This is a genomic window from Vibrio viridaestus, from assembly GCF_003856525.1.
Classification (GTDB): Bacteria; Pseudomonadota; Gammaproteobacteria; order Enterobacterales; family Vibrionaceae; genus Vibrio; species Vibrio viridaestus.
Window position 1 is genome coordinate 299,899 of record NZ_RJVQ01000002.1, and the last position, 26,787, is coordinate 326,685.

General features: G+C 42.5%; 30 protein-coding genes. 20 read left to right on the plus strand and 10 right to left on the minus strand.

Annotated elements, in window-relative coordinates; all coding sequences use genetic code 11:
* Positions 1 to 4: 4 nt before the first annotated feature.
* The 9 genes from flgE to EES38_RS05180 all read left to right on the plus strand — a co-directional run bounded on the left by flgE (position 5) and on the right by EES38_RS05180 (position 10,707).
* Positions 5 to 1,309, plus strand: coding sequence for a flagellar hook protein FlgE (gene flgE / locus EES38_RS05140; protein WP_124936117.1), 1,305 nt, complete (start codon positions 5 to 7; stop codon positions 1,307 to 1,309).
* 173 nt (positions 1,310 to 1,482) lie between these two features.
* Positions 1,483 to 2,232: a flagellar basal body rod protein FlgF gene (locus EES38_RS05145; RefSeq protein ID WP_124936118.1), complete on the plus strand. Its 750-nt coding sequence runs from the start codon at positions 1,483 to 1,485 to the stop codon at positions 2,230 to 2,232.
* 20 nt (positions 2,233 to 2,252) lie between these two features.
* On the plus strand, positions 2,253 to 3,041 hold the full coding sequence (gene flgG / locus EES38_RS05150; protein ID WP_124936119.1) for a flagellar basal-body rod protein FlgG: 789 nt from the start codon (positions 2,253 to 2,255) through the stop codon (positions 3,039 to 3,041).
* Between the two features lie 21 nt (positions 3,042 to 3,062).
* A complete protein-coding gene (gene flgH, locus EES38_RS05155) occupies positions 3,063 to 3,851 on the plus strand; it encodes a flagellar basal body L-ring protein FlgH (protein WP_124936120.1) in 789 nt (262 codons plus the stop codon).
* 90 nt (positions 3,852 to 3,941) lie between these two features.
* Positions 3,942 to 5,033, plus strand: coding sequence for a flagellar basal body P-ring protein FlgI (locus tag EES38_RS05160; protein WP_124936121.1), 1,092 nt, complete (start codon positions 3,942 to 3,944; stop codon positions 5,031 to 5,033).
* 9 nt (positions 5,034 to 5,042) lie between these two features.
* Positions 5,043 to 5,984, plus strand: coding sequence for a flagellar assembly peptidoglycan hydrolase FlgJ (gene flgJ, locus EES38_RS05165; protein WP_124936122.1), 942 nt, complete (start codon positions 5,043 to 5,045; stop codon positions 5,982 to 5,984).
* Between the two features lie 130 nt (positions 5,985 to 6,114).
* The gene (gene flgK / locus EES38_RS05170; protein WP_124936123.1) at positions 6,115 to 7,989 is read left to right on the plus strand and encodes a flagellar hook-associated protein FlgK; all 1,875 of its coding nucleotides are present in this window, start codon (positions 6,115 to 6,117) and stop codon (positions 7,987 to 7,989) included.
* 12 nt (positions 7,990 to 8,001) lie between these two features.
* Positions 8,002 to 9,195, plus strand: coding sequence for a flagellar hook-associated protein FlgL (gene flgL / locus EES38_RS05175; RefSeq protein ID WP_124936124.1), 1,194 nt, complete (start codon positions 8,002 to 8,004; stop codon positions 9,193 to 9,195).
* 372 nt (positions 9,196 to 9,567) lie between these two features.
* Positions 9,568 to 10,707, plus strand: coding sequence for a flagellin (locus EES38_RS05180; RefSeq protein WP_124936125.1), 1,140 nt, complete (start codon positions 9,568 to 9,570; stop codon positions 10,705 to 10,707).
* A 403-nt stretch (positions 10,708 to 11,110) separates the two neighbouring features.
* On the opposite strand, the gene EES38_RS05185 is transcribed toward EES38_RS05180, so the two are convergent.
* From EES38_RS05185 to EES38_RS05200, 4 genes are read right to left on the minus strand one after another with little or no spacing between them, the layout of a single operon-like run.
* Positions 11,111 to 12,184, minus strand: coding sequence for a phage integrase (locus EES38_RS05185; RefSeq protein WP_124936126.1), 1,074 nt, complete (start codon positions 12,182 to 12,184; stop codon positions 11,111 to 11,113).
* 4 nt (positions 12,185 to 12,188) lie between these two features.
* Positions 12,189 to 12,764, minus strand: a complete 576-nt coding sequence (locus EES38_RS05190) for a TFIIB-type zinc ribbon-containing protein (RefSeq protein ID WP_124936127.1) — start codon at positions 12,762 to 12,764, stop codon at positions 12,189 to 12,191.
* A gap of 21 nt (positions 12,765 to 12,785) precedes the next feature.
* Positions 12,786 to 13,598, minus strand: coding sequence for a hypothetical protein (locus tag EES38_RS05195; protein ID WP_124936128.1), 813 nt, complete (start codon positions 13,596 to 13,598; stop codon positions 12,786 to 12,788).
* Between the two features lie 28 nt (positions 13,599 to 13,626).
* Entirely contained in the window at positions 13,627 to 14,307 is a 681-nt protein-coding gene (locus tag EES38_RS05200) for a phage repressor protein CI (protein WP_124936129.1), read from the minus strand.
* A gap of 169 nt (positions 14,308 to 14,476) precedes the next feature.
* Here EES38_RS05200 and EES38_RS05205 point away from each other — a divergent pair, with 169 nt between their 5' ends.
* The 11 genes from EES38_RS05205 to EES38_RS05250 all read left to right on the plus strand — a co-directional run bounded on the left by EES38_RS05205 (position 14,477) and on the right by EES38_RS05250 (position 22,258).
* The gene (locus EES38_RS05205) at positions 14,477 to 14,689 is read left to right on the plus strand and encodes a hypothetical protein (RefSeq protein WP_124936130.1); all 213 of its coding nucleotides are present in this window, start codon (positions 14,477 to 14,479) and stop codon (positions 14,687 to 14,689) included.
* Positions 14,690 to 14,797: 108 nt separating this feature from the next.
* A complete protein-coding gene (locus EES38_RS05210; RefSeq protein WP_124936131.1) occupies positions 14,798 to 15,337 on the plus strand; it encodes a phage regulatory CII family protein in 540 nt (179 codons plus the stop codon).
* 12 nt (positions 15,338 to 15,349) lie between these two features.
* Complete coding sequence (locus EES38_RS05215; protein WP_124936132.1) at positions 15,350 to 15,688, plus strand: hypothetical protein; 339 nt, start codon at positions 15,350 to 15,352, stop codon at positions 15,686 to 15,688.
* Between the two features lie 64 nt (positions 15,689 to 15,752).
* Positions 15,753 to 16,154: a hypothetical protein gene (locus tag EES38_RS05220; RefSeq protein ID WP_124936133.1), complete on the plus strand. Its 402-nt coding sequence runs from the start codon at positions 15,753 to 15,755 to the stop codon at positions 16,152 to 16,154.
* Positions 16,154 to 16,390 carry a hypothetical protein gene (locus EES38_RS05225; RefSeq protein ID WP_124936134.1) on the plus strand — a complete coding sequence of 79 codons (237 nt, stop codon included), beginning with the start codon at positions 16,154 to 16,156 and terminating at the stop codon, positions 16,388 to 16,390. The genes EES38_RS05220 and EES38_RS05225 overlap by 1 nt, the downstream gene beginning before the upstream one ends.
* Complete coding sequence (locus tag EES38_RS05230; protein ID WP_124936135.1) at positions 16,387 to 16,659, plus strand: hypothetical protein; 273 nt, start codon at positions 16,387 to 16,389, stop codon at positions 16,657 to 16,659. Before EES38_RS05225 ends, EES38_RS05230 begins: the two co-directional genes overlap by 4 nt.
* Positions 16,659 to 19,262, plus strand: a complete 2,604-nt coding sequence (locus tag EES38_RS05235; RefSeq protein WP_124936136.1) for a replication endonuclease — start codon at positions 16,659 to 16,661, stop codon at positions 19,260 to 19,262. Before EES38_RS05230 ends, EES38_RS05235 begins: the two co-directional genes overlap by 1 nt.
* Positions 19,263 to 19,276: 14 nt before the next feature.
* Positions 19,277 to 19,441 (plus strand): hypothetical protein, encoded by a 165-nt coding sequence (locus EES38_RS22115; protein WP_166434211.1) that lies wholly within the window; start codon positions 19,277 to 19,279, stop codon positions 19,439 to 19,441.
* 135 nt (positions 19,442 to 19,576) lie between these two features.
* Positions 19,577 to 19,825, plus strand: coding sequence for a hypothetical protein (locus EES38_RS05240; RefSeq protein ID WP_124936137.1), 249 nt, complete (start codon positions 19,577 to 19,579; stop codon positions 19,823 to 19,825).
* Entirely contained in the window at positions 19,822 to 21,480 is a 1,659-nt protein-coding gene (locus EES38_RS05245; RefSeq protein ID WP_124936138.1) for a DNA cytosine methyltransferase, read from the plus strand. The genes EES38_RS05240 and EES38_RS05245 overlap by 4 nt, the downstream gene beginning before the upstream one ends.
* Before the next feature lie 439 nt (positions 21,481 to 21,919).
* Entirely contained in the window at positions 21,920 to 22,258 is a 339-nt protein-coding gene (locus EES38_RS05250; protein ID WP_243694152.1) for a hypothetical protein, read from the plus strand.
* On the opposite strand, the gene EES38_RS05255 is transcribed toward EES38_RS05250, so the two are convergent.
* Genes EES38_RS05255 through EES38_RS05280 form a run of 6 tightly spaced genes read right to left on the minus strand, consistent with a single transcriptional unit; the run spans position 22,253 to position 26,666 of the window.
* On the minus strand, positions 22,253 to 22,504 hold the full coding sequence (locus tag EES38_RS05255; protein WP_124936139.1) for an Ogr/Delta-like zinc finger protein: 252 nt from the start codon (positions 22,502 to 22,504) through the stop codon (positions 22,253 to 22,255). The genes EES38_RS05250 and EES38_RS05255 overlap by 6 nt on opposite strands.
* 55 nt (positions 22,505 to 22,559) lie before the next feature.
* Positions 22,560 to 22,751 (minus strand): hypothetical protein, encoded by a 192-nt coding sequence (locus EES38_RS05260; RefSeq protein ID WP_124936140.1) that lies wholly within the window; start codon positions 22,749 to 22,751, stop codon positions 22,560 to 22,562.
* A 20-nt stretch (positions 22,752 to 22,771) separates the two neighbouring features.
* The gene (locus tag EES38_RS05265) at positions 22,772 to 23,446 is read right to left on the minus strand and encodes a hypothetical protein (protein ID WP_124936141.1); all 675 of its coding nucleotides are present in this window, start codon (positions 23,444 to 23,446) and stop codon (positions 22,772 to 22,774) included.
* A complete protein-coding gene (locus EES38_RS05270) occupies positions 23,446 to 23,826 on the minus strand; it encodes a hypothetical protein (RefSeq protein ID WP_243694153.1) in 381 nt (126 codons plus the stop codon). The genes EES38_RS05265 and EES38_RS05270 overlap by 1 nt, the downstream gene beginning before the upstream one ends.
* Positions 23,827 to 24,870 carry a phage portal protein gene (locus EES38_RS05275; RefSeq protein WP_124936142.1) on the minus strand — a complete coding sequence of 348 codons (1,044 nt, stop codon included), beginning with the start codon at positions 24,868 to 24,870 and terminating at the stop codon, positions 23,827 to 23,829. It lies immediately after the preceding gene.
* A complete protein-coding gene (locus EES38_RS05280) occupies positions 24,852 to 26,666 on the minus strand; it encodes a terminase large subunit domain-containing protein (protein WP_124936143.1) in 1,815 nt (604 codons plus the stop codon). Before EES38_RS05280 ends, EES38_RS05275 begins: the two co-directional genes overlap by 19 nt.
* Positions 26,667 to 26,787 lie beyond the last annotated feature (121 nt).

The window sequence follows — 26,787 nt, forward strand, 5'->3', positions numbered from 1 at the left end:
TACGATGTCATATATATCTTTGAGTGGTTTGTCTGCCGCGCAGCTCGATTTGAACACCACCAGTAATAACATAGCTAACGCCAATACATTTGGTTTCAAAGAGTCTCGTGCTGAATTCGGTGATGTTTATTCAAATTCACTGTTTACCAATGCGAAAACAACTCCGGGATCAGGTGTTCAGGCAAACAAAGTGGCGCAGCAATTCCACGAAGGTTCCAGCATCTATACAAATAATCCAATGGATTTACGTGTATCGGGCACTGGTTACTTTGCGGTAGCGAAAGAACGTTTGCTGCCACAACAGAACGAAATGACGCGAAACGGCGCTTTTCACCTGAACAAAGATAACTATATGGTGACATCAAATGATGAGTTTCTATTAGGTTATCAGGTTAATAAGGATACGGGGGAGGTTGCTTCTTACGAACCAACACCGATTAATATCCCTGCGGAATTTGGTAAGCCAAAACAAACTGCGAATATCGAAGTTGGCGTCAACTTACCAGCAAACGGTGCGCTAAAGGATCCGGCAATATTTGACTACACTGACCCGGAAACCTATAACCGTTCAACATCGTCGACTATTTATGACTCGATGGGTCAATCTTATAAATTAACCAGTTATTATCTGAAAGATCAGAACCAGGCCAATACATGGCAGGTTTATTATACGGTTACAGATAAACAAGGCGAAAAACCAATCAATATTTTGGGTGGTGATGCCGCGGCAGGATCTGGCCAGACAGGGCATACGCTGAAGTTCAATAATGATGGTACTTTGGCAAGCATCAATAACGGTCAGAATGTGGTCTCAGAACCGCTAGGCTCTGGTGCTAACCCTGTAGAAATGAATGGAGCTGATATTAACCAGGCTCTTTCTTTCAAACTCGATTCGGCTACTCAATTTGCCGCTCCGTTTGAACTGACTAAGTTTGATGAAGATGGCGCAACAACCGGGTTTTTAACCAAAGTCGATTTCGATGAAAATGGTAGCGTGCTTGGAACCTATTCGAATGGTGAAAACGTAACGCTGGGTCGTGTCGCATTGGTTCGTGTTGCTAATGAACAGGGTCTGGATAAAAAAGGCGCAACCCAATGGGATGCGACACAAGATTCAGGTGATAAGATTTGGGGTGAGTCAAACAAAGGCTCATACGGTACCATCACCAGTGGTACGCTTGAGCAGTCAAATATTGATATGACTCAGGAACTCGTTGACCTAATCTCAGCGCAGCGTAACTTCCAGGCTAACTCACGTGCCCTTGAAGTTGACAACCAACTGCAACAAAACATCCTTCAAATCCGTTAATATCTCAAGCGGTAAACTGGCGGCAATGCCGGTTTACCGCTTTGCCGTATTTCCTTCTGCCTCCCCTCTCTTAATTCTTTCATTACTGATTCTAATTTATTGAAATATAAACAATTAAAAACTTGGCATATAGATTGCTATATCTAGTTTGTATAACGAATTAGGAGCGGAAAATGGATCGTGCATTATTCCTCGCAATGAGCGGTGCAAAGCAAAACATGCAAGCGATGCAACTTCGAGCGAACAATCTGGCCAACGTGAGTACTACAGGATTTCGAGCTGATTTAGAACAGGCGAGATCAATGCAGGCTTACGGGGAAGGATTGCCAACTCGTGTATTTAGCATGAGTGAGCGCCCAGGAAATAATTTCGCTCAGGGAAGTGTGATAACCACGGGTCGAAATATGGATGTCACTATCGAAGGTGATGGCTGGATCTCTGTATTAGACGCGACTGGACAAGAAGGGTTGACTCGCAGCGGCAACTTGAAAATTGATCAAAATGGCATGGTATATAACGGTAGTGGTCATTTAGTCCTAGGGGACAACGATGCGCCAATTAACCTACCGATTCCACTTAGTAAAATTGAAATTGGTAACGATGGGACCATTTCTGTTTTGCCTCAAGGCGCTCCTGCTGATGCGATGGAAATTGCTGGTCGTATTAAGCTAGTAAAACCTGATAACCGTTCGTTATACAAAGATAGTAATGGTCTGTTTCGCTCAAAAGACCCCAATCAGCAATTCGTTGCCGATGCTGGTGTGAAAGTGCTTACTGGCGCATTGGAAGGAAGTAACGTGAATGCGGTCGGTGAGATGACCAGTTTAATTGACCTGCAAAGACAGTTTGAAATGCAGGTGAAAATGATGAGCACAGCTGAAGAGATGGATAAGACATCTGACAGCTTGCTTCGTACAAGTTAATTCAGGTTTAGGAGACGATTATGCAGCCTGCATTATGGGTGAGTAAAACAGGGCTTGATGCTCAGCAAACAAATATCGCCACCATTTCGAATAACTTGGCGAACGCATCAACAGTCGGTTTCAAAAAGAGCAGAGCGGTATTTGAGGATCTGTTCTATCAAAACATTAACCAACCTGGTGGTCAGTCTTCACAGAATACTGAACTACCAAGTGGCTTGATGTTGGGGGCGGGTTCTAAAGTGGTGGCAACTCAGAAGGTTCATACCCACGGAAACGTTCAAACCACATCAAACAGTCTCGACATGATGATTGAAGGGGATGGTTTTTTCCAAGTATTGATGCCTGATGGAAATATTGGTTATTCACGTAATGGTCAATTTACCCTGAACTCTGAAGGCACAATCGTGACATCTGGATCGGGTTATCCATTGCAGCCTGAGATTGTGGTTCCAGAAAACGCTATCTCTATCACTATTGGTACTGATGGTGAAGTATCGGCGCGTATTCGTGGTCAACAAAATAATCAGGTACTCGGTCAGATTACCACTGTTGATTTTATCAACCCAGGTGGTTTAGAGCCTGTCGGTCAGAACTTGTATCTTCCTACAGGAGCAAGTGGTGATCCACAAGAAGGTGTCCCTGGATTGGATGGCCTAGGTGAAATTCGTCAGTCTATGCTGGAAAGCTCCAACGTGAATGTGACAGAAGAGCTGGTCAACCTAATTGAAGCTCAGCGTGTGTATGAAATGAACTCAAAAGTGATTTCGGCCGTCGATAAAATGATGAGCTATGTGAATCAGCAGTTGTAATTTGCTAGAAAGAGGTTAGTCATGGTTCGTATTACTGTTTGCCTATTAACTTTATTGCTTCTATCCGGTTGTGAATTGCTTCCAGATACTAGCGATGAGCAAGTCACTGATTCCGGCGCCTCTTTAGTTGACGCTGTTGAGGGAGACAAAGCCGCTGATAACAATGATAGTGGTGGTCTTCTCGATAATCTTCGTACGAGGACAGATCCTGTTGCTGATGACCCTGCGTGGGCTCCAGTCAATCCTCGTAAAGAAAGAGAACCATACGCTGCAGAAACGGGTTCGTTGTTTAATACCACGAGTAATAACAGCTTATACGATGATTCTAAACCTCGCGGGATTGGTGACATTATTACCGTATCTTTAGATGAAAACACGAAGGCGGCAAAAAGTGCTGATGCCGATTTATCGAAAAATAACGATGCTTCGATGGATCCTTTGGAACTTGGCGGTCAGGAAATGAAATTAGGTGATTACAATTTGTCCTATGCGCTCAAGAATGGGAATAAATTTTCCGGCAGTTCAGCGGCAAATCAGAGTAACAGCATCTCTGGAACAATCACTGTTCAGGTTATTGACGTATTAGCGAATGGCAATCTGGTCATCCGTGGGGAAAAATGGCTCACTTTAAATACGGGTGATGAATATGTTCGTCTCAGTGGAACCATTCGTCCTCAGGACATAAGTTACGATAATACAATAGCTTCTAATCGAATTGCGAATGCCCGAATTCAGTACTCAGGCACAGGAACGAATCAAGATATGCAAGAGCCAGGATTCTTGGCACGATTTTTTAATGTCGCTCTATAGTGAATGTTGCTAGACGGAGTTTTGACAGGGCTTATTGCCAAGTTATTCCGTCTGGATAATACCGTTAGATAGAGTGTCGGAGTAGGTTACATGAAAAATTGGGTTATCAGCTTATTAAGCGTTGTGCTGGTTTCTTGGCATGCTGACGCAGCGAGAATTAAAGATGTTGCGCAAATTGCCGGCGTTCGTAGTAACCAACTCGTAGGCTACGGTTTGGTAACTGGACTTCCGGGTACTGGTGAATCCACACCATTTACCGATCAGAGCTTCAATGCCATGTTACAAAACTTCGGCATTCAATTGCCGGAAGGCACGAGTCCAAAAACAAAAAACGTTGCCGCTGTTATTGTGACGGCTAAATTACCTGCGTTTACCAAGCAAGGACAAACCATTGATGTAACGGTTTCGTCAATTGGTACGGCGAAAAGTTTACGTGGCGGTACTTTGATGCAAACGATGCTCAAAGGACTTGATGGTAATGTCTACGCCGTTGCCCAAGGAAACTTGGTCGTTAGTGGTTTCAGCGCTGATGGAGCCGATGGTTCTAGTATTGTTGGAAACAACCCAGCAGTCGGTATGATATCTAGTGGCGCGATTGTTGAACGTGAAGTTCCAACCCCATTTAGTCGCGGAGATTATATTACCTTCAATCTTCTTGATTCAGACTTCACTACTGCTCAGCGTATGGCCGACGCCGTTAATAATTTCCTTGGTCCAGGCATGGCATCACCAGTTGATGCGACTTCAGTAAAAGTACGTGCACCGAGAGATGCGAGTCAGCGAGTGGCATTCTTGTCGGCTATTGAGAATCTTGAATTCAATACGGCAGAAGGCGCAGCAAAAATTATTGTTAACTCACGTACCGGTACCATCGTAGTTGGTCAACATGTGAAGTTAAAACCTGCGGCTGTAACTCATGGTGGCATGACTGTTGCCATAAAAGAAAACTTAAATGTAAGCCAACCTAATGCGCTTGCTAATGGTGATACCGCCATTGTTCCTGACTCTGATATTGATGTGACAGAGAAAAAAGGCAAAATGTTTAATTTTCAACCTGGCGTGACACTTGATGATCTCGTTCGGGCTGTAAATGAAGTCGGAGCGGCACCATCAGACTTAATGGCAATCCTTCAGGCGCTGAAACAAGCTGGCGCAATCGAAGGCCAACTGATCATTATCTAAGGAGTAAACATGGCTGATAGTGTAAATGATATAGGTTTTACTCAGGACCTAAGTCAGTTGGACCGTCTGCGTCAGGCTGCTGTTAATGGTGATAAAAGCAGTGAGAAACATGCTTTAGAATCTGCAGCGAAACAGTTTGAATCCATTTTTACTAATATGCTGTTTAAGTCGATGAGAGATGCCAACAGTGAATTTAAATCTGATCTGTTTGATAGTCAGACTGAAGATTTTTATCGAAAAATGTTGGATGAGCAACGGGCCAGTGAATTAAGTAAATCGGGTAGTCTTGGTCTTGCAGATATGATTGTGAAACAGTTGTCTGCAGGTATTCAAGGTACCGACTCTGCTAGTGTGACAGGCGATGATGGTTTACAAAAAGCGCTTGCGCGAATTCGTCAGGCTAAAGAAGCAGCTGCAAATCCGTCGAATATGATTCCAGCTGAAGCAAGCTCGGCAATTCGACAATCATCCGATGCCAGCTTCAATGGTCCTCAAGATTTTGTTAATAAGTTAAAACCTTATGCAGATAGGGCAGCAAAAGCTCTAGGTGTTGATCCTTCATTGCTACTCGCACAAGCGGCTCTTGAAACGGGTTGGGGAGATAATGTTATTAAGAATTCTCTTGGTAGCAGTAATAACCTATTTAATATCAAGGCCGATAAGAGTTGGGCTGGAAATAAAGTGGCGACACAGACGCTTGAATATGAAGGTGCGACTCCAGTTCTTGAGCAGGCGTCATTCAGAGCTTATAACAACTTCCAAGATAGCTTTAACGATTATGTTCGCTTCCTTAATTCGAATCCTCGTTATGCAAATGCGTTACATAACAGTAAAGACAGCAATGACTTCATTCGTGGTATCCACGATGCGGGTTACGCAACTGACCCTGATTACGCAGATAAAGTGTTACGTGTTAAAAATCAAATTGAACAGATGAATCCATCTCTTTAACTTATTTCGTCCCTGTACTGTCCCTTTTGCGCCAGCTTTGCTGGCGCTTTCTTTATCTTTCCAAGAAATGGCATACAAATTGCTTTTACTAGTTATCTCTTTCATTTTGGCAAAGATTTAACGAGGTCTTATGTCGTCTGATTTATTAGGTGTAGGTACCCAGAGTGTTTTAACAGCACAACGGCAACTGAATACCACCGGTCATAACATTTCGAATGTTAATACCGAGGGTTACAGTCGTCAGTCTGTTATTCAGGGTACAAACATGCCCAGACAATATGGCGGCCAAACATACGGCATGGGGGTCCATGTGGAAAATGTTCGCCGTTCATGGGATCAGTTTGCCGTTAAAGAACTAAATCTTGCCACAACTGATTATTCGAAAAAGCGTGATACCGAAGAAAACCTGAACATGTTGTCAGGACTCCTTTCTTCAGTCGCTTCGAAAAAAATTCCAGAAAACTTAAATGAATGGTTCGATGCCGTTAAGACGTTAGCAGACACGCCCAACGACGTTGGTGCTCGTAAAGTGGTACTAGAAAAGGCCAACTTAATTGCGCAGAACTTGAATGATTTTCATGAAACGGTTCGTCGTCAATACGAAGTCACCAATAAAGGTCTTGAAGTCGGTGTGAAACGCATCAACCAATTGGCTATCGAGTTACGTGACTTACAACGCCTCATGATGAGAACGCCAGGTCCACATAATGATTTGATGGATAAGCATGAGAAGCTAGTAAAAGAATTAGCGGAATACACCAAAGTAACGGTAACACCCCGTAAAAATGCGGAAGGCTTTAATATCCATATCGGTAATGGGCATACACTGGTATCTGGAACCGAAGCAAGCCAACTCAAACTAGTGGCGGGTGACCCCGATACTCATCAACTGCGCCTCGCGATGGTTGAGGGTAAGGGTATTAAGCCTATTACGCATAAAGATATCGATGGAAAACTTGGCGCATTATTCGATATGCGTGACGAGCAAATACCGCATTTGCTGGATGAAGTTGGCCGTATGACGACCGCTTTTTCTCATGAAGTGAATGAGCTTCAGGGACAGGGGTTAGACATGCGTGGAGATATCGGTCAGGAACTGTTTACTGATGTGAATTCAGAGCAAATTGCTAAATCCCGAGTCGTAACATCCAGTACCTCTGAGGCCGATATGGCAGCTTATATCGATGATGTATCTCAATTGAAAGCGGGCGAGTATTCGATGCTTTACGATGGTAGTGACTACATCGTGACACAACCTAACGGTGAGCAGACGGTTCTATCGCCATCTGGTGGAGAAATCAGTATTGATGGTATTCGTATCGAGATTAACAACGCGCCGGAGGAAGGAGAACGTGTTCTGATTCGTCCTACTCGAAATGCGGCACGGCAGATACATACCATGATTAATGATCCGACAAAGATTGCCGCTCAGAGCTATGAGGCCTCTACTACGTTTGCACTGGGTACCGCTGAATTTAACATTCTAGCTGCTGGCGATCTGAAAGAGTTTGAAGTCGATGTCTCTGCGACAGGTGATACTTTTAGCGTTAAAGATAAGAATGGCAATGTGGTATTAAAAGATCAGGCTTATCCACCTTCTGGTCCGGTCACTGTCATGGGAACCAGTTTTGAACTCACAACGGGGGCTCTAGCCAGAGACAAGTTTACCGCCAACCTTGTTCCTTCCGAAGGGGACAACGGCAACTTGCGTAAAATGCAGGATCTGCAAACGGCTAAAAGCGTCAATGACAATGAATCGACATTGATCGATTTATATCAGGATTTGAATACCAATGTGGGTCTTAGAATGTCTACGGCATCTCGTTTGACCGATGTTGCTCGTTTAGAGAAAGAGTCTGCTGAAGAGCGTATTGCTTCTGTATCTGGGGTGAACTTAGATGAAGAAGCGGCCAATATGATGAAATTCCAACAAGCGTACATGGCATCGTCTCGCATCATGCAGGCGGCCAATGATACCTTCAACACCATTTTGCAATTGAGATAGGGGAGAGAGTAAATGTTTAATCGTATTGCTAGCTTCCATAACTATCAGGCTGTACAAAATGATATCCGCCGCCAGGAAGCCAAAGTACACCACAATCAGGCTCAATTAGCATCGGGTAAGAAATTATTGCAGCCAGCGGATAATCCTCTGGCCACTCACTATATCCAGAACGTCGATCAGCAGGAAGAGCAACTCAAGCAATATCTTGATGCCATTGTACTGGTTAGAAACCGTTTAGAACATCAAGAAGTGATTGTATCCAACGCAGAAGATTTTACCGATGGTGCTAAGCGTACCGTAATGGAAATGATCAATGGCTCGTTATCTGATGATGACCGCTTGGCTCGTCAACGAGAGCTAGAGGAGATGAGTGATAACTTACTCAATCTTGCGAACGTTCAGGATGAATCTGGCAACTACATCTTTGCCGGGACTAAACCAAGAACTCAACCATTCTTCCGTGACAAGGACGGAACCGTAACGTATTCCGGCGATGATTATCAACGTAAAATGCGCATTTCGAACAGCTTAGAGATGCCATTTAATAATCCTGGTAGCAGTGTTTTTATGAACATTGATAATCCATTTGGTAATTATGAGCCAGATTACACGTTGACCGAAGGTTCTGAACTGCTGCTTGAAAAAGCAACGAACACGGATCCCGATGATGATTCCTCTTATAAAGTTACGTTTGTTGATATGGGTGACAACAGCTTTGGCTATCAGTTAGAGCAAGATGGTAGTGTTGTTCAAACCGGCGAATTTGATCCCAAAACTGGCATTAAATACGAAGGTCTGAACATTCACTTGAAAGGCCAGATATCCAAAGGGGATTCAATCGAATTAACGCGTCGCGATACGTTCAATGTCTTTGATTCGTTTCGTGGTGCGATTGAAGCGGCAAAAGGCTCTGTTTCTGATGCGTCTAATACCGGCAAACTCCATCAATATACAGCAGAACTGAATGCCGCATTTACTCACTTAGGCAAAGTGAGAACGGATTTAGGTGCAAAATTAAGTACGTTAGATATTCAGGAAGAGCAGCACCAGGATTTTAAAATTAGTCTGGCAAAATCTAAGAGTAATTTTGAAGATCTCGATTATGCGGAAGCCGTAATCGATTTTAATGAAAACACCCGAGCTTTACAGGCATCGCAACAAGCCTTTGGTAAAACCAAAGACTTAACTCTATTCAATTACATCTAACTTTCATTGCCTTAAGAGCAACCGCCTTAAGTGCGAAAGGAGATGTTGAAACAGTGTGATGATGTAAATATTCGGAGGCAATGCGGCAATTTAGCGGCAAAAAAATAACCAGCTATCAATTTTAAATTTTGCTAAGGCAATTTAATAGTCGATTTTTAAAGTTGGTTTTTATCTTAAGTTTTTGAATTTTAATGATTTAAAAATAAAATAAAAAGTTGGCACACTAGATGCATTATTTAAAACAAGGCTGCTGGGCGGAAGGTCCGCACAACAGCGCTGCAGGTGTGGCAAGTTATTTACGGTCAGTGCTTCCCAATGAGAGTAAAGCTGACCGCTTCGCAAAAGCTTGCGAACTCAATAGGAGAGCAGGATATGACCATTACAGTAAATACTAACGTTTCGGCGATGACCGCACAGCGTTACTTAAACAAGGCATCCAACGAGTTAAATACTTCGATGGAAAGACTATCATCTGGTAATCGCATTAACAGTGCGAAAGATGATGCGGCAGGCCTACAAATTTCTAACCGTTTGAACTCTCAGTCTCGCGGTCTAGATGTAGCAATGCGTAACGCGAATGATGGTATCTCGATTGCACAGACAGCAGAAGGTGCAATGAACGAATCGACCAGTATTCTACAACGTATGCGTGATTTGGCTTTACAATCAGCGAACGGTACCAACTCGATCTCTGAGAGAAAGGCACTGAATGAAGAATCGACAGCGCTTCAGGATGAGTTAAACCGTATAGCGGAAACCACGTCTTTTGGTGGACGGAAACTGCTAAACGGAACATTTGGCGAGGCCTCTTTCCAAATCGGTGCTAGCTCTGGTGAAGCCATTATTATGGGCCTTACCAATATGAGAGCGGATGATTTCCGGATGGGTGGTCAGACGTTTGTCTCAGAGCAAGGTAAGAATAAAGATTGGGGAGTACCACCAAACGCCAGTGATCTGAAGTTTGAATATACCAATGGTGCTGGTGAGCAGAAAACCATCGATATATTGGCTAAGCCTGGTGACGATATCGAAGAGGTTGCGACTTATATTAACGGTCAAAATGATGATATTAAGGCGTCTGTTGATGATGATGGTAAGTTGCAGTTGTTCGTTGCTCAGCCGAATATACAGGGTAATCTATCCATATCAGGTGGGCTAGCTTCAGAGTTGGGATTAAACGGTGGCCCTGGAATGAAATCGACAGTACAAGACATTGATATTACCTCTGTCGGTGGTTCGCAAAATGCCGTAGGTATCTTGGATGCTGCGCTGAAATATGTGGATTCTCAGCGAGCAGATCTTGGTGCGAAACAGAACCGTTTAAGTCATAGTATTAATAACTTAGCTAATATTCAGGAAAACGTTGAAGCGTCGAAAAGTCGTATTAAAGATACCGACTTTGCGAAAGAAACGACTGAAATGACAAAAGCACAAATATTACAGCAGGCAGGTACCTCAATACTTGCTCAAGCTAAACAGTTGCCAAACGCTGCAATGCAATTATTGCAGTAGTAAAAGGTACTTCATTACTGAATACAGACGTGGATTTAGTATGAAGTCACTTTGGCAAAGTGTGATAAAAGGTTGGAGTTGGGCTCTCTCAAGTTTTACCCTGCTCATATCCATACCTTAATCATGCGCCCAGGTACGCCAGAATGTGAACATTTCTCTTGATCTCCACATGGCTATGGCTACCACAATAGCCCCGGTTCTCTCAAAGGAAAAGGGGCTTTTTCTTTTCTATTAATATCCTATTTATATAAAACCCAATACTATCCAATCAGAGAAGTTAACTAAATTATTGTATTTATTGGCTTTTTAACGTGGATGATAATTGGTTTTCTACAAAAAAATACCAAAATGTTTGGTTGAAAATCAGCCTTAAAAGTACGTTTATAATAATAATTAACAGTGGTTAATAATGAGTGTCGCCATTTTGTCGCCATTCTTTTGCGCGGTTTTCTAATGGGTTTAGGTAGACAGCCTGAATTAAATGGTCTGGTGAAAAGTGGGCATAAACCATGGTTTGTTCTATTTTTTGATGACCTAAAATACGCTGCAATATAAGAATGTCGCCGCCATTGATCATGAAATGAGTGGCAAAGGTATGCCGCAAAATGTGAGTGGCCTGTCCGTCTGGAACATAAGGAGGTAAAGAACGCTTTATGTGACGATGAGCAGAACCATAATTGGTACTAAACACGTCATGGCCGCTGACTGCATTATCAAGTATTTCATTGTAAAGAGATTCAGAAATAGGAACGGAACGAACACGCTTACCTTTTGTGTTAGAAAATGTCAGTTTGTATTTGGAAACTTGAGAACATTTTAATGTCAAAGCCTCTTCTATTCTTGACCCGGTTGCTAAACAAATCTTTGCAATTAAGACGATCTGGGAAATTGATACAGAACGAGCAACTATACTTCCAAGTTCCTCCAGAAAAACGGGAATGTCTTCTTCGTGAAGATAGGCTAACTCTCTTTGTTGTGTTCTGATCGGTTCAATTTCAGCAAGAGGGTTAGGAAAGTTCCATTGCTTATACTTTATCAGTCGATTAAATAAACCACCTAACAAAGCCAGTTGATTGTTTTGAGTTGCGGGGGAAAGTTCTAATGTGTCAGATTTTCTTAATTGATTTAATCTGTGAGCTCTGAAATCAAGATATTGTCTAGCTGAAAATGTAGAGGCAATAGGGTCACCTAAATCACCTATAATTTGGGAAATCTTGCCATACATCTTTTTTCCTGAAGCAAGGGTATGACCATGAGTATTCCACCAAACTTCTAGCAGCTCGCTCATTCTGCGGTGATCGGGCTTGTCTCCCATCCACGGCTTATCATTGACCTCGCGCATGATGAATTTTTCATAAGCAGCCGCTTCGCCTTTAGTGGCGAAGCGTTTACGAACTCGTTTACCAGATCGACCAGATGGATAACATTCACAAAGCCAAGGTTTTTTACTGTTGTCTTTGAGATTACGAACTGACATAAAACTATTTATCTAATTTCTGATACCAAGTAACTTCATACTGACTACCAGTATCTTTTTCGCCGCTAGTCCCTTTTCTGTCTGGGGCATAATCAAGTGTTAAAGGCTGTTCATGGTCAGTTTCTGAAGTAAAGACAATGACTGATACAAACTGAACACGGTTTTTTTGTTGTAACTGTCTAGCTGCACTTGCCGCTGTAGCAAGTAATTGATCGTTAGTAGTTGCTGTTGTGGTGTATATTTTTGCTTGGAGGCGCGAGCGCGATGCAAAGCTAATATCGTCTGTATAAAAAACGGTTGCAGGCTGGGGGGCGTCGCTATGTAATAAATTATCAATAGATTTGTCGAAATCAGACAATTGGGTCATTTGTGACTGTGTTTTCGTATTATTAGTACTTTGGTTATCAGAGCAGGCATAAAATCCAAACCCAATAATCAGACTAAGAATAATAAAACTAAAACATCCTTGAGCAGTTGTAATTGTCGGGTTCTTTACCCCACAGTGTGGACAGGTCTTGGCATTTTTCTCTACAGTTTCTTTACAAGATTTACATTTATATATTTTTTTTTCTTTAGACATCTTTCATACCCTAGCATTTTTTTAATTATTAATATTTTCTATAACTTCGTCAGCTTTAGGTTGCGACAAAAGCACACTATTAACCCAATCATCAAAGTGTTTTTTCTTATGTCCTTCAGTGGCTAGCATCGTATCAATGTACTTAGTGTTGAAAGTGATCTCTTTATCTTTAGAATCGAGAAATTTTAGTTTTTGGACACCAGTAAGTTTACCTTTGTATAAACCAATGGGCTTTACAGTTTCTCTTTTACGTTCACCACCATATTCAATTCGCGAAAAAGTTGTAGGAGCTAATTGACCTTCCCACATTACTGAGTAATCTCGTTCGCATGTTTCATATTCCGGATAGGCTCGATGAAAGCTCCAAGGAAAATTAGGATTGATGATTCTCATCCATTCCCAAAATGAACGGCGATTATGTCCTTTAACCTGAATCTGACTTGAAATGCTAAGTGTTGGGATTATTTTGGTATTATCTTCGTTAATATCAGCCACAAAAATAGCCATGTCTTTTACTAAAACATGGTTTGGTGTCATGGTGATTTTTTCTTTTCGATTGACTGAGAACGTTGATTCAGGAGATGTACCTTTCCAAACTACATAATAACGTTCGTTATTGATTGTTAGTTTTTCCCTATCATCATATGGAATAGGTGATATTTCTTCGTAGTCTTGGTCTATATTGTCAATATCATCTGAGATTGAGGACGATAATGAAGTAGTCATTGAGACTGTAAAGTCTGAAGTAGAAGAGGAGTTTTTTTGCTTTGATGTTTTAATTGCCATGTAAATACCAAACACGGCAAAGCACAAAAGAATAAAAACTATTTCCATATAAAAACTCCTAGCCAAATTATAAAAGTCAATCTTTCTTCAAAGTAACCGCCACGCGGCCAATCACTTGAATATCATCATCTGAAATTTCAACAGTTGAATCACCAATTACCACAGCAAGCTTTTTGCCAGGTAAACGCTGAATATGGTTTATGGACAAGTTGCCATCGATATCGATCAGAAACTTTCCTGAAACAGCATTTGTTATGCTTCTATCTACGAGGTAGATAGCCTCGTTAGTTTCAATTTCTTCAACCAGTTCAGCTTCTAACCCAAAACTATTCATCCGTCTAACAGCATAAGGAACGACGCCAGTGTCAATCAGCCGCCCGTTAGTCAGACATTTACTGGTTAGTAAAACTGTTTGCTTTTGATTTTCGTTGCCTTCTGTAGCTAATGAATAAGCAGCTGCATATTTTGAGTGAAAAATAGGTGCGCATTCTTGTATTTGATGGGGTTGTTCTATTTTTCTGTCTTCTGGCTTTAATGCCAGTTCTTCAATGGGAATGCCCAAAGCCAAATGAAGTCGAACCATAATCTCATGTGACGTTCTGTCATGAGCATTCCAAGTGGCAAATGTAGATTTTGGAACGTCTAAAATCGCCCCCAACTCTTCAAGATTTCTACAGTTAAGAACTCTTTTGAGGTTTTCAGTAAATTCTTTCCCCTTTTGGTACTCGAATGGCATTATTTTTTTATCTCTATTCATGGATAAATAAGACTCTAAGCGTTAAAAATCCCTAACAAGTTACAAAAAACTCAAATAAGTTATTGCAAGTATGTCAAATGGGATCAATAATCTTGTTGTGTTCAGGTAATCGCGCCAACCAAAGCTAGCGAAAACCAACCAAGACGAATATAAACAAGAGGATACCACGATGCTAAGTTATTCGGTACCACCCAGAAGCCCATACGTGACTTGTGAAGAGTATTCACGTCTGTCAGGACTTGCGTTATCAACCATCCGTTTCTATATCACGGAAGGTAAAATTATCATCAAACCTAAAGAACGAACCCGAGATAAACCATTAATCAACATGGTCGCTATGCACGAAATTGCCGCCCGTGAAGCGTTATCTGTTCTGGGGTAATCCATGAATATCTCCTTAATCCCAACTCAAACACACTGCCCGCTATGGCTTCACTTAGTCGCCTGGGCAGTCATTTGCATTCCACCTTTGTTATAAGGATTGTCGAATATGGACGGTCAGATAGCTATGTGCGAATTACGTGACGTCAAACAGCGAGCATATGAATCTGTTTGTTGCGATTTCGCGCTCAATCACAATATGGAAGGAATTGCGAAACGCATTGGAATGAGTGGAACCATGCTCCGCAATAAGCTCAATCCCGCACAGCCACACAAAATGGACCCAGTTGATTTGGCATTGCTATCAAAAGAGTCCGGTGACTTCACCATTCTCAACACACTGTTTGCTGATATGGGAGTGGTAACAGTTGCAATTCCAAAAGAGAGCGATGCCAAAAACTTCATAGAACGCACACTGATGAACAACGCGTTATCGGGTGAGCTTTCTAGTGATGCAATGAGCATGTGCAGCACAGAGCGTTTACCCAGAAGTAAGAAACGCAAAACACTCGCCAAAGCGCAGGCCGCACTCGGCAATCTCGCGCTCATGATTTCCGATTTAGAAAATAGAACGACTGGTATGTCCCCATTGCTCAGCATGGGAACCGATTTTCTAGTGAATGGAATGCCTCTTCCTGGACTGTCATAGGAGAACGTTGAAATGAGTCAGTTAGCAAGACAGAAACAATCTGAAAACACGGTTGCACCATCAGCCGACGATAGTATTGCAGCATGTAAATCTCTATTTAACGGTGCATCTACTCGCAAGCAGTTGAAGACCGTATTTAATGAACTGCCAGACAAAAGTCGTGGTTTAGTGTTAATCGCTGGCGGGTTACCTCCAAGAGATTACCAACGTAAGTTTGAATCATTCGATGATTTGGAACTGCAGAAAATTCGCGTCGGAATGCAGTACCTCAAAGACATGGTTGTCGGATTCGATAATCGACTGGGTGACGTTCGTCGTCTCAAGCATTACCAATTCAGTAGTACCTATTAATTTTAATCCTAGCCTTTGCCTCTTTCGGGGGGGCTTTTTTTTCGTTTCAGCGTAGGAGCTAAGCATGAGCATCATCTCTGTATTTCGCAAAGACCTCGAATATGGCCTACGTGCCGAGGGTTTTACTACACGCAAAATTGAACAGTTTGTTCGTGTTTTTAATGAAGTCGAAACCAGTCAAGACGTTCTTTTAGAACTTGATTCAACTCGTGCCATGTTAATTAACGTGAACGGCCGGGAACAAGGACTGTGTCTTGAAGATTTCATCACCGCATGGTGGGTGTTCTGGGTTGTCGTATTTAACCAGTCAAATGATACCGCTATGCATCACCAGTCTATCGGCGCCATTCGTGCACTTTTCTATATCTCTGCTTGTACCAAAAGCGCAAGTCAGCACGCAACCATGCAAATGTGGTGGCGTGACTGTTCGCCACTACATGGTTACCCAACTTTGGAGGCAGAATAATGCAATACGCAGCAGTAATGATTTGCCCTAACGGTGGCGTTGTTCGTCATGACGACACTCAAGAGGTTGCCAATGTATTAGTTGGCGATTTTGACTCGCTGTTGGATGCCGTTAATCAGGCTTGTCGTGACTTGGATTGTGTTGTTATGCATCCAATCAAAAGAGGGCTTATTAGTAAAGGTCGAGGCAAGGGTGGTTTTATGTTGGTGACAACTCAGGAGCTGGATGCGATATGAAATCAATAATCTGCCCACATTGTCCAAGTGTGCTTCAACCTAGTTATATGGTTTGCCCTGAGTGCGGTATCGCTTTTGATGGCCAGCCAAAACAATTATTAGATGGTGAACTTAGAGTCAGCAAGCCATGGAGGACTGAGGTTTGCCTAACATTCGTTAAGACGGAAAACTTTGGTAACGGTTATGGCGTTTCCAAGACATTCAAGAAGAAGGAAATAACGAAATCGAGTATCGATTTATTCCTTAATCATGCAAGAACGTTGCTGTAATGTTTAATCAAACTGAACCACCTGAAATTGACCTCTACGATTTAGACCTCGACAAATACGGGTTTAATCCTGAAGAAAAACATGCAGCTTCTCTGGCTTGTCAAAGTTGGGGAGGTTTGCATGTATTCCCACAAAAGCCAGTTTCACTTAGTGATGCTTGTTTTGGTTACAGACGATATGAAGATATTGTTGAACCGGAAGACCTGACTGTATTTGAACGCAAAGTATTCGACGCGAATCCATCTGATTTCAAGTGGGTACAAGAAAGAATAAAAGGTCTTCCCGACTATCTGACGAAATACTTTGTCATTCGCTACATTTCAACGTATGAAAAGAAAGGCCGTAAAACAGCTAATATCTTTTTACGTGATCGCCTTGGTCCATCTGCTGAACGTGCGCTGATGGTCCTACGTAAATATAAACACCTACCAACCACTCAAAAGGTGGCTTTGCTCAGTGAAGCATATGACGATATTGAGCAAAGTGACTTTACTCAGCCAGGTCAAATCAAGTTTGATTTTGAACAGGCAGAAAAGAACCGTAAACCAGTAAAAAGCCGATTACTGGCAGAGCTCGAACCATCAGAAATAAAAGAGATGGCATTCAAGATTAGTCAGATTGTTCAGGCGAAATTCCCTCTAATCGCTCAGAAAGTGGCAAGACAAGAACTAACAGAAGACGATATTCCAGAAGTCATGGGTTATGACGAACTGGCCGAGTTCGTGACTCAATTCGGTATCAAACCACCTCGTAAAAGGAAAAAACAAACTGATTTAACTGCATTGAGCGATATTTCAAGAATGTTAGATCAGAAATGGTGGTATGGCCGGTTAAACAAAATCCGCAAAATCATGCGTGAACATTTGGCTATTGCTATGGGTCAGGTATCAAGCAAGGCTTCACCTTACGCATCATGGGACTGTGTTCGTGAACATCAGGAGCAGCAAAAAGCCAATTACAACTACATCAAACAGCATCAACTGATCGACGAAGAAACAGGTGAAGAAGTTGATATGTGGGATATGGTCAAAGGAAGTGTGGCTAATCCTGCTATTCGTCGTCATGAATTAATGGTTCGTTGCCGTGGCTGCGAAGACATCGGCAATGAGCTGGGCCTGCAAGGTCTTTTTCTTACTCTGACCACACCATCCAAATATCACAACAGTTATAAAAAGGGTGGTTTCATTGAGCACTGGGAAGGTACCAGTCCAAGAGATGCGCAATCTTATCTGAATAATATCTGGCAGCGTATCCGGGCAAAACTAGGTCGTGAAGAAATCCGTTGGTTTGGTGTCCGTGTTGCCGAACCGCATCATGACGGCACACCGCACTGGCATCTATTAATTTGGGTTCGTCCTGAAGAAGTAGCCGATGTTCGCAAAATCTTTATTTCTTATGCCGTCGCAGAAGACAAAAACGAACTGTATCCAAGTTTTGACCGAAATGAAAAACGAGCCGCCAGAAAACAAACCATTCAAGGGCCAATAAATTACAAGCCTCGTTGTGACTTTGGGTACATAGACCCTGAAAAAGGTACGGCGACCGGCTACATCGCGAAATACATTTCAAAAAACATCGATGGTTATGCCATGGATGATTCAGTATCTGACGAAACAGGCAAACCAGTAAAAGACATGGCGAAGAACGTCAGTGCCTGGAAAAGTCGTTGGAATATCCGCCAATTTCAGTTCTTTGGTGGTGCGCCGGTTACGACATATAGAGAACTACGTCGTTTTGCCAATCAGAATAAAAACGCGTTTATGCAATATCTCTTTATGCAGGAACGTGTTGACCTACTCACTATCTATTCAATGCTGCAGCGTGATTTAGTTGGCCCAATTAAACCTAGCAGGCTGATTTCGAATGAAGAATTACGACAGGTTATTGGCGATAGTTATGAAGCCCGCTCTAAAGATGAAAACGCAACCATAACCGAAACTCTAAGAGCTGCGGACAAAGGTAATTGGCAGGGATACATCATGGGGCAGGGGGGACCATTTGTTAAACGTGCCGATTTAATGATTACCAATGTTTATGAAGAACTTCCTTTTGCATCACCACACGGCGAAGCTGTTCGTAAAATCGAAGGGTTTCAAACTCCAGAGTCTGTCGTTAAAACTCGTATGAAAGTCTGGACGATTAAGAAGAAAGATGAAGTTAGCGAGGAAGCTGAAGCGATCACCCAAGGGAGCGCAGCGACCGCAATTAGCCGCGCAGCGGCTTCTCGGAGTTCTGTCAATAACTGTACGGAGCCTGCGAAAGAACAGGTCAACACTCAGTTAACCCGTTTACTGCAACCTGATCGCCTAAAAGGATCATCTAATGATCAGGTTGTCGATAATTCAGCCGTTTCCGCCCTCTTAAAAGGCAGCAGTTTACGCCTTGATGATGAAACCAGTCTCCAAATCCGCCCAGCGGAGGTCGATGCACAGGGTAAAACCGTCCGACCTGCCCAGCTTGTCGAGGTGAAACGTCATATTGAAGATGATTCGTGGGTTCATTTCCAAGGATGGGACAAGCTATTTGAACAAAAACCAAAAGATGAACATCAACAACCAGACCTGTCGTTCTTCGCAGAACGGGACGACTGGCCGTTAATTTAGGAGAAATTTAATCAATGAAAAACAAACGAGTAAAACAAATGATTTGTGACTGTATTGAATCAAATTATGGCAATCGGGTTGCTGAATGGAGTCATGGGCAATTGAAGCAATCTGGTTGGTATCGACCATTCAATCAAGGAGTGTTTCATTGGTTTGGTTCAATCAAAGATATCAAGTGAGGAAGTAATTATGTCTCAGAAAGAATTCGTTCTAAAAATGATTATTGCTTACACATCTCATTACGGCTATGCACCGAGTAAAGGGGTTATCCGTGATTGGTTAGAAATGTATCGAGATATTTAAGGAGTGTAGCAATGGATATGCCAACACCTTGCCAGAACTGTGGCGAATTACACGATTTAAGCGACTTACAAGAAACAGTCGAGCGCAACCTAATGGTGTGTGATGACTGCTTTGAAGAATTAACCGACAAATGTGATGAATGTGGTGAAGTCATAAAGCATCACTATGACCGAAACAAAGTAGATGATGGAACACCAGAAGGAAAAACACTTTGCTTCGATTGCTTTTGTGATTTAGGTGATGAGGATGAAGAAGAATGATACTACCAGGTGAAATCGTTGTAGATAACTTTGCAGGTGGCGGTGGGGCCAGTACCGGAATGGAATTAGGACTAAACCGCCATGTTGATATTGCAATAAATCATGATCCTGCTGCGATTGATATGCATAAGTTGAATCACCCAGAAACAAAACACTATTGTGAATCTGTCTGGGATGTTGACCCGAAAGAAGCGTGTGCCGGTCGTCCTGTCGGTTTGGCCTGGTTTAGTCCGGACTGTAAACATTTTTCAAAGGCTAAAGGTAATCGACCTGTAGATAAAAATATTCGTGGTTTAGCGTGGGTGGCTGTTCGGTGGGCTGCAGAAGTCCCGGTTCGTGTGTTTATGCTTGAAAATGTCGAAGAGTTTATGAAATGGGGACCGATTATTGAAATAGAACCAGGTAAATACAGACCAGACCCTGAAAAGGCAGGTGAAACATTCGACGCTTTTGTTAAATGCTTAACTACGGGATTAGAAGAAAATCATCCTGCATGGCCTGAAATTATTGAAGCTCTTGGTAATAGCTTTCCTTATGAAAAGTTGATTAACGGGCTTGGATATAAGGTTGAATTCAAAACACTATCAGCCTGTGATTATGGTGCTCCGACTATAAGAAAACGCTTCTTTATGGTTGCCCGAAATGACGGTAAGCCAATTGAGTGGCCGGCTAAAACTCATGGTCCCGATGGAAGTGGTTTAAAACCTTATGCTTCTGCTGCAGATATTATTGATTGGTCTATCCCTGTAAAGTCTATTTTTAACCGCAAACGCCCATTAGCGGAAAAGACAATGGAGCGAATAGCCAAAGGGTTAGACAAATTTGTGCTTTCCTCAGATGCCCCTTTTATTGTTCCTGAAAATTGCGTCACTCCATTTGTAACCGAATGCGCTAACGCATCGAGTCAAAGAAACATGCCAGCAAACGAACCCTTACGAACTATATGTGCTCAAGTTAAAGGTGGTCATTTTGCTTTGGTCACAGCTTTCATGACGAAGTTCCGAGCGGGTAGTATTGGATACGAATTAGATAGCCCTGTTCATACCATAACATCTGGTGGTGAGCAAAAACGACCAGGTACAGCAAACACCCAAGCGGTCGTGACAAGCCATATGGTTAAAACCCAACAAATACCGACTTACGAAGAATGGATTGATAAAACTGGTGAGCATGGTGGCTCAATAGAAGAGTATGAACGTTTAACCCAAGACGATGCTCTTTTTACTAGTCATATGGTAAAGATGCGAGGTACCAATATAGGTCATGGTACCAATGAGCCAGTGCATACCATATCTGCAGGTGGTTTTCATATCGGAGAGGTAAGAGCATTTCTACTCAAGTACTACGGAACAAGTTATGGCGAAGCGGTGGATGGTCCGATTGGTACGGTTACTACGAAAGACCGATTTGGTTTAGTCACAGTGAAGGGTGAAGAGTATCAAATCGTCGATATCGGTATGCGTATGCTCGAGCCACATGAATTGTTTGCAGCACAAGGTTTTCCTGAAAACTATAAAATTGCATATAACAGTGAGGGGAAGAAATTGTCTAAAGCAAGTCAAGTCGCTAGATGTGGTAATGCGGTTTGTCCCCCTGTTGCCCAGGCGTTAGTCGAAGCGAATATTAGTGCTAGGTTAGAACAGGTAGCAGCGTGACAAATAATGTGATAGATGTCTCTTTTAAACAAATTAATATGAAAAATTAGGCATTAATCGGTAACTCCTTGTTTTTATAGAACCACGAATGACAATTGATTACAGCCACAAATTTAAACAGTGTTTAAGAGCCGTTTAAACACTGTTTAAAAATTTAAGCGTGTTTTATCAACTAAATACCTGTCATATACGTCTATTGACAGCCAATCTGTAAACCGCAATTATAAATACACCCTCCTTCCCCAACCCTCCACTCAAATTGATTTTTAAGCACAACTGCGCCCTAACATAAACCGAAATATTTCACCTCGTGAAATGTGATTAGATTAGAGAATTTTCCCAATTCCAGAAAATGTAATCAGACCAAGACGGTTCAAAACGGTCGTTGTTATGCTTCAGCTCGAAAGATTAAACAAATCGAAACAAAGTGGAGAACTCAATGAACGCACACATTAACGATGATCAGCATCTCGAAAAACCATACCTATCAAACAATAACGATAGAATGCTGTATGGATATACAGTATTATTTCCAAGTAAAGTAGGTAAGGGCTTAGATATGTATGACGAAAAGAAAATGTTTAAAACGATGTTAGACGTCGTAATCGATGGAGTATCACTAAGCACTGTGGGGAACGAACGAGGGACCGCGGGAAAAGAAATTCTGGATTGTCTCATGCTTAAATATCCACATCTAATTGATAAGGACACTATCAAGCAGATTCAATCCATTATTGAAGCAGCAGATGAAGTCGATAATTCAGCGTTTCGCCTATAACATCGAAAGTTGTTGTCTAAGCTCTTGCCGCTGTTCGGGCGGCAATGCTTTCACCAAGCTAAGAGCCAGTTGACTGGTTGTTTTAGCCGATGGACTTAGTGTATGGCTGTAAGAAAGATTCATAACAAAAGAGTGACCACATTCTGGGTCACTACAAGAACAATAGAGATCGGTCACTGAATTAGTGAGTCGGTTCGATTTCTGTATCCGGGCCTTGCAGCCGCACTCTGGGCAAAGAACTCTCATAATAAAAACCTAGCTGTTGACTGACGTCTTAATAATACGTTAATCGGCTGTGTTTTTATACAGTTGAGTTGCTTGGTGATAACCATCCGTTAGTGTAAATGTAAGCCTTTAATGCGACTGCAGTATCAAACTCAATCCCGACTCCATATCCCATCCCGGAAATGAACCCGCTCTCACCAAGCGTATCCCATATAATCGTATAGTTATCAGGAAGAGATATAGTCCCAAGTTCAGCTTTGGTAGCCACAGTATATCCTTTACTTAACATTATGAGATCTCCGTTAATACCTGGTCTTCAGTGAAATTATAATAAGTTGCATCCCCGTTATTATTGGAATCCTTGGCTGTTGGATATTCAGACCAAGACTCATTGAGTGCAAAAAGGTGTTCGCCAATAACTAGATTGTTCGACACGCCGTTAAAATACTGAATGCCAGAATTTGGAAATTTATTACCAAAACCGTTAATCGTATAGTCGGCACCATTGTCACTATAGCTAGCGACAGCAGTTTGATTGTTTTCGATGTAGTAGCTAACAACGCCCGATACACGCTTGCATTTAATCGTGTGAACACCACCGTCTATAAAGCTATCATCTGTGACGTTTGCCCCATATGTAGTGCTGTATGAAGAATCGTTCGAGCTAAAAAACCTCCAAGAGTTGTCAGAAGAGCTAAAGTACAAAACGAACCGTCCACCCGTATTAACTGTGCTTGAGAATAAGTAACCAATACCAAGGGTAGCATCGCACTGCACATCAGCTGACCATTCAAAATCACCAGTGAGAGTGACCGCATCAAAACCAATATAATTATTAATGCCATCGAAATAGGGATAGTAAATGCTTATTTGACTTATTCTTGATTCATCATATGGGAAGGGTCTCATGCCTGGTAAAGTCGAAACGTCAAACAATAATTCTTCATCTGGATATTGTCGCATCAATAACGCTCCACTATCACTTTTACACTATCACAGCCAGATATGGCACTATCAACAATCACAACAAGTGAGTCAGCCAAACCGCCCCACCGAGGTTTTTCATACGATGGTGGTATACACTGAGATAAATCGACGGTTCCATCTGGAATATCCTCTTCAACCCCTGCCAGATCTACCGTCATTTTGATAGAACCTATTGCGTTAACAGGTAAACCATCCGTCAACGGAATCACAAACACTCGTCCGTTGCTACCAAAAGAACAGGCAATCTTTTGTTGAGAACTGAGGTCTTCAACACTAAACACTCGCTCAAAAGAACGAGAAGATCCCAGGTCAAGATTATGTTGAATTGCGTCTCGACTATTTTTAAGGTCAGCCATTTAATTGCTCTCCAGAGAAGTATCTAAATCAAAGGTTAATTTCAGAGAATTAGGAATTTCAGGGTCACTATTCACTGCATCCGCAATGCGCTTGCATACCGGAATTACCTCGTATTTGTCGTAAATAGTGCTCACTTTTACCGGGTCGGGAAGGTTCGCCCCAACCTGCGGAATCATGCCGCCCATACCTGCCGGGAATCGATGCCCGACAAACACGTCCTGAGCGGTAATATTCTTAATTCGTTCAAATTCATCTTTCGTGGCAATGTCACCAACAGGAATCAGTTGGATACCTTTTTCCTTACCGTTGGGAATATTCACAAACATACTGCGAAAGTTACCCACGCCCTTCGAGCTGGCAATTTTCTGCTTTAAGGCCTCTTCATCGTCAGCGCTCAGGTTCGGGTCAGTGGCATAAAAGATAAAACCCATATGCGCGCCATTCAGGTAATAACGACGACGAAATAACGTTGCATCCGTATTTAACAAACTGCTTTGAATACTTCCGAGATAATCAGGCAGGCCATAAACCTGTTGTTGTGGGTCATACTGAGGAATAAAGATCACATCATTTTTGCGGAAGTTCTTTTGCTCGTAGTTCTCAAGCAACTGAGCAAAGTCACCGTTTCGACGTTTACGCATATACACCATCGGCAACGGCTCCAGAGAAACTACCTGTTTCAGATAATTTCGAATCTTCACAAACGCACACATACCCAGACCGAAATAATCCCAAGAGGCATTATTCATCTTATACATAGACATATTGCCGCCACGGATAAAACGCCCAGCCACATAGTTCGCCCGCGCTTTTAATAACGAACCGTGATAACCATTAGCATTGGCAATGCTCGCCAGTCCCTGCAATGAAATAGGCGGTTCCCAAAAGTCGTCACCATCGTTGTAAACCAGTTCACAATAACGGGTCATCCAGTTCTGGGTATCAATCGGCTCAGGATGGGGGTCAAAGCTGTAAACAGACTTCGCATCATTTTGTGGTTCAGTATCTTGTATTAATTGTTCTGTCATGCTGCTAACTGCCATGTGGATTTACGTATAGTGTTGTGATCTAACGGTTCATTGATTAGTGCATGAGAAAGTGCCCAGAAGTCATCCGCATGACCGACTAATTCACTGCGGTCTGCTTTAAACGTCATCATATTGCCGCTATTGGTCGAAACCCGCTTAATCGCCATAAATGCCATTGCGGTTTCTTTCATATTGGAATCAAACTGCAGCCGGTCCCCGTCAATCACATCAATCATTTTCATGACAAGACGGTTTTTATTCTCATTCGAATAGTGAATTGCGACGGTTTCGCGAGGGTGCTTGTTTTGGAGTAAGTCATAAACCCCAGCACCGATACCGGTGATATCAATGCCAAGGTAGGTAACATTGAAGCGTTCAAAGACTTTGCTGATTTCACTGGCTTGATGCTGAAAACTCAGACCACGCCAGGTATGTTTTTCCAAAATGCGGAATTTCTCTGCAGCCACAATCGGTGGGGCAACCACCATTAGTACGGCATTATCCCGGGTTCGGGACGGGTCATAACCGAGCCAAACCTCACGACTGCCAAACGGGCGAACCGCCAATGCATTAAAGTCTTGCCAAATGGAGGCATCAACCATGCATTTCTGAATCTTGTTGAATTCAAAGATGGAGCTGGCGCCATCAACGAACACGCACATAAACAGGTTATTGAAATCATTTTCACTGTATTCTTCGCGCAGTTCGTCAATATCAAATAAATCACAACCACCTTTAGCCGCATCTTCAATCGTAACAACGTACCGCCACTGTTTATCAGGGCATAACCGCCCACCGTCACGAAGTTCTTCAAAAGAAGGGAATTCAATATTCTTACGGGTAGATTTATCACCACGCCATTTATCACCTGTCCAGAACGGATAGGCCGGGTGCATTTTTGATGAGGGAGTCGAAAAGTAAGTTTTGCGCCACTTCTTATGAGTCGCCATTGCTGAAGCGACTTTGTTCAGCTCGTCAAACTTACCAATCCAGAAATATTCATCGACATACACGTGGCCGTGATAACTCTGTGCAGTTTTCCCGTTCGTTGATAAGAAATGCAGTTCGGCTCCGTTAGATAACGTCATCGGGTTACCGGAAAGCTCCAAATCTAAAAACTCTTTGGCTAATGCGACAATATAACGACGGAAAACTTCCGCCTGAGCTCGGGAGGCGGAAAGGAATATCTGATTATCCCCGGTAAGAATCGCCTGCTCTAACGCTTCACCTGCAAAGTAATAAGTAGCACCAATCTGACGAGATTTAAGAATATTACGAATACGCTTATCCAGGTTATTACGCATCGTATGCTGATATGCAAACAGCGAGTCATGCCAGAGTTTGAAATTGTCTTCAGTGAGTTCACTGACATCATTCTTCGTCTTCTTACCGCGCTTTTTACCGCCGTTCTTTGATGATGAAGCGGAAGATTGACCATTATCGGCACTTTCTTCACCAGAAGAGGCTTTGCCCGAACGAGCCGGTTGTTTACCAGTTGGCTCAGACTGTTGTTCTTCTGGCCTATTAATGGCTCGGTATTTGGTGATTTTAACGTGATGGTTAATCAGCCGATCAAGCATATCCAACTGCGGTTTACTTGGATTTTCAATCTCAAGCAAAGTCTGGATACGATTCGAGATAGCTTCATCGATCGTTTGTTCACGCAACATATCACGCCAGCCGAATCTATCAGCCCAGTAATAAATAATCCGGTCACTGTTCAGATTCAGCTCGTCTGCAATTTCGCGTGGCGTCCATGCCTTTAAATAAAGCGCACGGGCGGCTTGTCGTATTTCGGGAGAGTATGCCATGTCTGCATGTTAAGCGGATATAAGCACTGATTCCCTTAGAAAAATTCCGCAAAATTCCGTTTTTTGCCATATCCGAATTGACCCGAACAAAACAGGCTGAAAGGGGAAAATTAAGCGGGTA

Coding starts and splice junctions, on each gene's coding strand:
- flgE (WP_124936117.1), top strand. CDS start 5: ATGTCATATATATCTTTGAGTGGTTTGTCTGCCGCGCAGCTCGATTTG.
- EES38_RS05145 (WP_124936118.1), top strand. CDS start 1,483: ATGGATCGTGCATTATTCCTCGCAATGAGCGGTGCAAAGCAAAACATG.
- flgG (WP_124936119.1), top strand. CDS start 2,253: ATGCAGCCTGCATTATGGGTGAGTAAAACAGGGCTTGATGCTCAGCAA.
- flgH (WP_124936120.1), top strand. CDS start 3,063: ATGGTTCGTATTACTGTTTGCCTATTAACTTTATTGCTTCTATCCGGT.
- EES38_RS05160 (WP_124936121.1), top strand. CDS start 3,942: ATGAAAAATTGGGTTATCAGCTTATTAAGCGTTGTGCTGGTTTCTTGG.
- flgJ (WP_124936122.1), top strand. CDS start 5,043: ATGGCTGATAGTGTAAATGATATAGGTTTTACTCAGGACCTAAGTCAG.
- flgK (WP_124936123.1), top strand. CDS start 6,115: ATGTCGTCTGATTTATTAGGTGTAGGTACCCAGAGTGTTTTAACAGCA.
- flgL (WP_124936124.1), top strand. CDS start 8,002: ATGTTTAATCGTATTGCTAGCTTCCATAACTATCAGGCTGTACAAAAT.
- EES38_RS05180 (WP_124936125.1), top strand. CDS start 9,568: ATGACCATTACAGTAAATACTAACGTTTCGGCGATGACCGCACAGCGT.
- EES38_RS05185 (WP_124936126.1), bottom strand. CDS start 12,184: ATGTCAGTTCGTAATCTCAAAGACAACAGTAAAAAACCTTGGCTTTGT.
- EES38_RS05190 (WP_124936127.1), bottom strand. CDS start 12,764: ATGTCTAAAGAAAAAAAAATATATAAATGTAAATCTTGTAAAGAAACT.
- EES38_RS05195 (WP_124936128.1), bottom strand. CDS start 13,598: ATGGAAATAGTTTTTATTCTTTTGTGCTTTGCCGTGTTTGGTATTTAC.
- EES38_RS05200 (WP_124936129.1), bottom strand. CDS start 14,307: ATGAATAGAGATAAAAAAATAATGCCATTCGAGTACCAAAAGGGGAAA.
- EES38_RS05205 (WP_124936130.1), top strand. CDS start 14,477: ATGCTAAGTTATTCGGTACCACCCAGAAGCCCATACGTGACTTGTGAA.
- EES38_RS05210 (WP_124936131.1), top strand. CDS start 14,798: ATGGACGGTCAGATAGCTATGTGCGAATTACGTGACGTCAAACAGCGA.
- EES38_RS05215 (WP_124936132.1), top strand. CDS start 15,350: ATGAGTCAGTTAGCAAGACAGAAACAATCTGAAAACACGGTTGCACCA.
- EES38_RS05220 (WP_124936133.1), top strand. CDS start 15,753: ATGAGCATCATCTCTGTATTTCGCAAAGACCTCGAATATGGCCTACGT.
- EES38_RS05225 (WP_124936134.1), top strand. CDS start 16,154: ATGCAATACGCAGCAGTAATGATTTGCCCTAACGGTGGCGTTGTTCGT.
- EES38_RS05230 (WP_124936135.1), top strand. CDS start 16,387: ATGAAATCAATAATCTGCCCACATTGTCCAAGTGTGCTTCAACCTAGT.
- EES38_RS05235 (WP_124936136.1), top strand. CDS start 16,659: ATGTTTAATCAAACTGAACCACCTGAAATTGACCTCTACGATTTAGAC.
- EES38_RS22115 (WP_166434211.1), top strand. CDS start 19,277: ATGAAAAACAAACGAGTAAAACAAATGATTTGTGACTGTATTGAATCA.
- EES38_RS05240 (WP_124936137.1), top strand. CDS start 19,577: ATGGATATGCCAACACCTTGCCAGAACTGTGGCGAATTACACGATTTA.
- EES38_RS05245 (WP_124936138.1), top strand. CDS start 19,822: ATGATACTACCAGGTGAAATCGTTGTAGATAACTTTGCAGGTGGCGGT.
- EES38_RS05250 (WP_243694152.1), top strand. CDS start 21,920: ATGAACGCACACATTAACGATGATCAGCATCTCGAAAAACCATACCTA.
- EES38_RS05255 (WP_124936139.1), bottom strand. CDS start 22,504: ATGAGAGTTCTTTGCCCAGAGTGCGGCTGCAAGGCCCGGATACAGAAA.
- EES38_RS05265 (WP_124936141.1), bottom strand. CDS start 23,446: ATGCGACAATATCCAGATGAAGAATTATTGTTTGACGTTTCGACTTTA.
- EES38_RS05270 (WP_243694153.1), bottom strand. CDS start 23,826: ATGGCTGACCTTAAAAATAGTCGAGACGCAATTCAACATAATCTTGAC.
- EES38_RS05275 (WP_124936142.1), bottom strand. CDS start 24,870: ATGGCAGTTAGCAGCATGACAGAACAATTAATACAAGATACTGAACCA.
- EES38_RS05280 (WP_124936143.1), bottom strand. CDS start 26,666: ATGGCATACTCTCCCGAAATACGACAAGCCGCCCGTGCGCTTTATTTA.